At 34.8% G+C, this 5034-nt stretch carries 4 protein-coding genes and 3 pseudogenes; 2 read left to right on the top strand and 5 right to left on the bottom strand.

Annotation, left to right across the window (positions count from 1 at the left end; translation table 11 throughout):
- The 3 genes and pseudogenes from V7024_RS24470 to rsgA form a co-directional block, all read right to left on the bottom strand.
- Positions 1-611, bottom strand: a 611-nt coding sequence (locus V7024_RS24470) for a methyl-accepting chemotaxis protein (RefSeq protein WP_438824483.1), incomplete at its 3' end; no start/stop codon positions are given.
- Positions 612-836: 225 nt separating this feature from the next.
- Positions 837-1637: pseudogene (locus V7024_RS24465) on the bottom strand (HAMP domain-containing protein); the annotation flags it as partial.
- Between the two features lie 424 nt (positions 1638-2061).
- Positions 2062-3096, bottom strand: a complete 1035-nt coding sequence (gene rsgA, locus V7024_RS18700) for a ribosome small subunit-dependent GTPase A (RefSeq protein WP_438824482.1) — start codon at positions 3094-3096, stop codon at positions 2062-2064.
- Between the two features lie 337 nt (positions 3097-3433).
- On the opposite strand from rsgA, the gene V7024_RS18695 reads away from it, so the two are divergent.
- Both V7024_RS18695 and V7024_RS18690 read left to right on the top strand, forming a co-directional pair.
- Positions 3434-3781 carry a DUF4257 domain-containing protein gene (locus V7024_RS18695; RefSeq protein ID WP_335522614.1) on the top strand — a complete coding sequence of 116 codons (348 nt, stop codon included), beginning with the start codon at positions 3434-3436 and terminating at the stop codon, positions 3779-3781.
- 84 nt (positions 3782-3865) lie between these two features.
- Complete coding sequence (locus V7024_RS18690) at positions 3866-4090, top strand: hypothetical protein (protein WP_154713467.1); 225 nt, start codon at positions 3866-3868, stop codon at positions 4088-4090.
- Between the two features lie 347 nt (positions 4091-4437).
- On the opposite strand, the pseudogene V7024_RS18685 reads toward V7024_RS18690, so the two are convergent.
- Positions 4438-4635 (bottom strand): annotated as a pseudogene (locus V7024_RS18685) (zinc ribbon domain-containing protein); the annotation flags it as partial.
- A gap of 28 nt (positions 4636-4663) precedes the next feature.
- Positions 4664-5034, bottom strand: a pseudogene (locus tag V7024_RS18680) (hypothetical protein); the annotation flags it as partial.

The raw sequence follows: 5034 nt of genomic DNA, 5'->3' as shown, positions 1-5034 counted from the left end.
ATTGCGATTTCACCAACTGAAACTGACACTTCATCTGCCCCTTTGGACATTTGTTTTGCTGTCTGAACTAAACTTTCAGTTTGTTTTGCAATTTCACTTGTAGATTGAAGAATTTCAGTAAAGCTTTGCTTTGTTTCGTTGGCAATCACAAGGCCTGACTGCACTTCTGTATTCACATGATTCATAGAACTAACTGTTTTGCTCATATCTTCTTGAATTTCTGTAATTAACTTTCCAATCTCATTTGAAGATGTGCTCGATTGTTCTGCTAATTTACGAACTTCATCTGCAACAATGGCAAAGCCTCTGCCGTGTTCCCCTGCCCTTGCTGCTTCAATTGCAGCGTTCAATGCTAATAAATTCGTTTGATCTGCGATATTTTGAATAACCTCTAATATATCACCAATTTGCTTTGACTTATTATCTAGCAATTGGATGATCGCATCAGATTCTGCAACTGACTGATGAATCGATTGCATTTGATTTACCGTTTGTGCAACAAGTTGATCGCCATTTTCTGCTTTTTGACGTGTGTATGCAGATGAATTCGCTATAACAGATGAAGTATCTGCCACATGTTGAATCCCGTCTGTCACTTCTTGTAGCAACATTGCGCCTTGTTCAACACCTCTTGTTTGTGTAACTGCACCGCTTGACACTTGATCAATTGCCATTGTAATTTGCTGAGTCGCTTCACCTGCTTGTCTCACGCTTGCCGTTAATTCTTCTGATGCAGCAGCTACATGCCCCGCTGAAGAATTAATTCTTGAGATTAACTCGCGTAGCGACTCAGCCATTTCATTGAATCCTTTTCCAAGCTGACCAATTTCATCGTTTGAACGAATTTCAATTGTTTCTGTTAAATCACCCTCACTAATTTTATGAGAAGAAACAACCAACTGTTTTAAAGGTTTCGTTATGGAAAGCGTAATAAAGTAAATGATTACTCCACCTATAATAAGAGCGATTACTGCAATAATCAACGTATTGTAAAAGATAGGTTCTGCCGCTTTTATGACTTCATTCGTGTACATCGTACCACCAATTTTCCAACCTGTTTTCGCATTTGTCGCAAAGACCACTTTCTTCTCTGAACCATCATTTGAATATGTGAACGTACCATGATTTTCTTGATACATAGGTTTCGCCCAAATATTAGGTACTTTACTACCAGGCTTCTCTTGTGGATGAGCTATAATATTTTGATTTTGATCTAAAATAAATGCATATCCTTCTTTACCGATAGTAATCATTTTTGTTGTTTTCAATAAACTTTCAAGCTTTAAATCAATAGCGATAACACCACTGCCATCATCTAATTTTTTAGAGATTGTAACGACAATATTCCCAGTAATTCCGTCTTTATATGGGGATGTTATCACAATACCACCGTTTTTCTTCATTGCATCGATGTACCAAGGACGCTCTTTCGGATTAAAATCTGCCGGCATTTGTTCGTTTGGTTCTTGAATATATGCCCCACTATCAGTTCCTACATAAGTGTAGATGATTTCAGGATGCAAACTCGCATAATCTGCAAACATCTTCCTAATACTTTCTCCATTATCAGTCTCATGCATATTGCGCTGAATAATTTTAGAAAAATGTGTAACATCATTATACTTTGCATCGATCATTTGATTAATTAAACTATCTAACACTTTAATATTTTGACTTGCACTACTTGTAATTTGACTATCAAAATTCTTTTTTGCATTTTGATAAGACATAGTACCAATTACAGACACAGCAGAGATTAAAATGACAAAAAATGAAAATAGAAGTTTTTTTCCTACATTCATATGCTGAAATAATTTAAACAACTTTGACATACAACTCACCCCTTTATGTTCTATCGAAAATGATACTTTAAAAGTGTATACAGTAAAGAAAAATACGAATGCGTTAAATGTACGACATTTTCAAATTACTATATCACAAATTCTATATAGTCGAATTATCTTTGTCTATATACAAAATGTTACATTTTAATGTTCTAATATAAAATTACAAATACATAAAGAAAACTCCAAAAGCGTATATGCCTTGGAGTTTTCTTTTTTACTTTTTCTTCTTTATTTGTTTTGTTATGCTCTTCCACTTATTTCGCTCTGCACGAGCCAAAAGAGCATCTTGCTTTCTCATTGCATAAGCAATTTCTTTTTGTAATTTTTTATAATTGAACAATCGAGCTTTCTCCAATGTTCCCTCATCAATCGCAGCGCGAATTGCACAACCAGGCTCATTTTCATGTTGACAATCTCGAAAGCGACATTTTTGAGCAATTTCTTCAATATCAGAAAAAGTTGCGTGCATTGCGCCGCTTCCTTCCCAAAGTTGAAGCTCTCTCATTCCCGGTGTATCAATAACAAGTGCACCCGTTGGTAATTGAAACAATTCTCGATGTGTTGTCGTATGCTTTCCTTTACTATCACTCTCACGAATTCCACCTGTTTTGGCCACTTCATTTTCCATTAAAGCATTCAGTAACGTAGACTTTCCTGCTCCTGAAGAGCCAATAAGCGCAATCGTTTTTCCAGGTTGTAAAAATTGTTGCAATCTGTCTATCCCTGTTTGCTGCAAACTATCAACTGCAAAAATAGGTACACCAATTGCAACCGCCTCTGTTCCCATGATTTTTTGCTCTACATTTGCACATAAATCACTCTTTGTTAAAATAACAACAGGCATCGCTCCGCTCTCATATGCTAACAATAAATAACGCTCAATTCGCCTTACATTAAAATCAGCATTTAAAGCATTAACTAAAAAGAGATAATCCACATTTGCTGCTACAATTTGTTCCACTGTTTTCTCTCCAGCTACTTTTCTAGAGAAAGAACTTTTTCTTGGAAGCACAGTATGAATCATTGCTTTCTTTTCTTCTGGCAATTTTGTTATACTTACCCAATCACCTACTGCAGGATAATTCCCCTTCTCAATTGCTTCAAAACGAAATTTCCCTGTTAACTCAGCTACATATTCACCATCTTCGCATATAATCCGATACGTATGTTTATGCTCTAACAAAACACGTCCTACTTCATATTGCTCCGATAATTGATCTTCAAAATGTAAATCCCATCCATATCCCATTAAATAATTACGATTCAATCTCGAATCCTCCCTAAAATGTTTACTGCGGAAGGATATAACGAATCTTTATAAAGATTCGCCCGTTCCTTCCTTATTTGTATTAACTGTATAAATCTTATAAACAATCGACATAATACATCACTCCGTTCTTAATAGATTTAATTTTATTATATGAAATTTCAAATAAAATATCCACCACATATGACAGAATTATCAGACTAAGTCCCATTTAACAAAAACATTTTCAAGACAAACTTTCTCAATATACACATATACATTTTAAAAAGGAGTAAGTACGTCAAAAACAGAATGATATTTACTAAAAGGAGTGGATTTGATGGATATGTATTCGTGGCTAACGGCTCTTCTCGTTGGTGGAATTACCGGTTTTGTTGCCCATCTTATCAATCATCAAGGCAAATTATTGCTTCCACGCCGATTAAAAACATTTTTTCATCTTGGCTTTTTAGCTGATATCATCACAGGTAGCCTCGCTGCACTACTTGGCCTTGTTTTATTCGATGCAACAACTTTAAAAGAAATCATTAAAGTTGCAATCGTCACTGCAATTTCTGGCCAATCATTTTTACTCCATCAAGCGCTTGGAGGAGAACAAGCAAAGAATATACAAATGAATAAAGCAAATGAAAAAATACAAGAAATTGACAAATTATTAAAGCGTTAAATGTACTATAACTTGTGATTTGCTGATATAATGAAAAATAAAAATTCTGAATGAAAGCGTCTGTCAGAAGAGAGGGTGTTTCTTATGACAAACAAAAAGATAGAAAATTTCTTAACAGACTCTGAAAAAGAGGAGTTGATAGAAAACTACAAGTGTTTACGAGAAGCCCGTACAAAGCGAGAAGCAAACTATTTTGGTGAAGCAGTAAACGATTTGTTAGATAAAGCAAAGCAACGTATTATTAAAGAAGCTGGTATTAAAGATGAAAATGCTGCAACAATCCAATCCAAGCGAAAAGCACTGTTTTAGTATATAAACAGTGCTTCAATCCCTTAGTTTACATAATATTTTTATGTTATATATAGGTTAGGAAACTACTGTTTGTTTTGTTTCATATTCTCGATTTTTTATAATTCCTGCTCGTTTAAACATGAATAGAGAAAATATATTTAGCTATAAACATCCCTATCGCAAAATCTACACTCTCTCATCACTGTGAACTACCCACCACTTAACGATCTTATGGTCTGTTTGAAGTGGGGGCTTCAAAAGTCAAAAGACTTTCTCTTTTATTGCTAATTCATCCACAAGCCTAGCGGCTCATGTCCAAAGCCTTGAATTCGCGGCGTCCCTACCGCTAATAAAATCGATACAAACTACGCGATTAGATTTTGTTCATGCAGAATACGAATGCCATAATATTTTAGATTACGACCCGCATTGTAATCTCTATCGATTTTCGTGCCACAATTATCACACGTATAGATTCTTTCAGATATTTTTAACTTATCTTTTTTGTGATTACACGCACTGCATAATTTACTCGATGCAAAATACTTATCCGCAACGATGTAATATTTGCCTTTTTTCTATGATTTTGTTCTACCGACTGTACTGAGCTGTTCGTCCTTCGCTGTCTACATACAATTCGCTTTGACTGTAATCTAGTCCAATTACTTCGTCAGCAGTCACTAATTCTACTTGTTTTTCATTTGGACAAAAATAATCAACAGAAAGAGAAACAACATATTTTGTTCCTTCTCGCTTAATTGTTGCTTTTTTAATGATTCCATCAATCGGTAATTCTCGATGTAGATGAATAGAAATACCTTCTTGAAACTTTGGAATACATAAAAAATAAGAACCGTTTTCTTGTGCGATTTTTATGTTTCCGTTGGTTTGATTCGTAGTATAGCTTAATTTCCCCTGTTTTTTACTATGGAATTTAGGCATGCCTTTTATGTCTTTCAACG

It is taken from the genome of Bacillus sp. JJ864, from assembly GCF_036963045.1.
GTDB classification, from domain to species: domain Bacteria; phylum Bacillota; class Bacilli; order Bacillales; family Bacillaceae_G; genus Bacillus_A; species Bacillus_A pseudomycoides_C.
The sequence above is the reverse complement of the archived record's forward strand: the minus strand, read 5'-3'. Positions and strand labels throughout refer to the sequence as shown.

Coding starts and splice junctions, on each gene's coding strand:
- rsgA (WP_438824482.1), bottom strand. CDS start 3,096: ATGGGATATGGATGGGATTTACATTTTGAAGATCAATTATCGGAGCAA.
- V7024_RS18690 (WP_154713467.1), top strand. CDS start 3,866: ATGACAAACAAAAAGATAGAAAATTTCTTAACAGACTCTGAAAAAGAG.
- V7024_RS18695 (WP_335522614.1), top strand. CDS start 3,434: ATGGATATGTATTCGTGGCTAACGGCTCTTCTCGTTGGTGGAATTACC.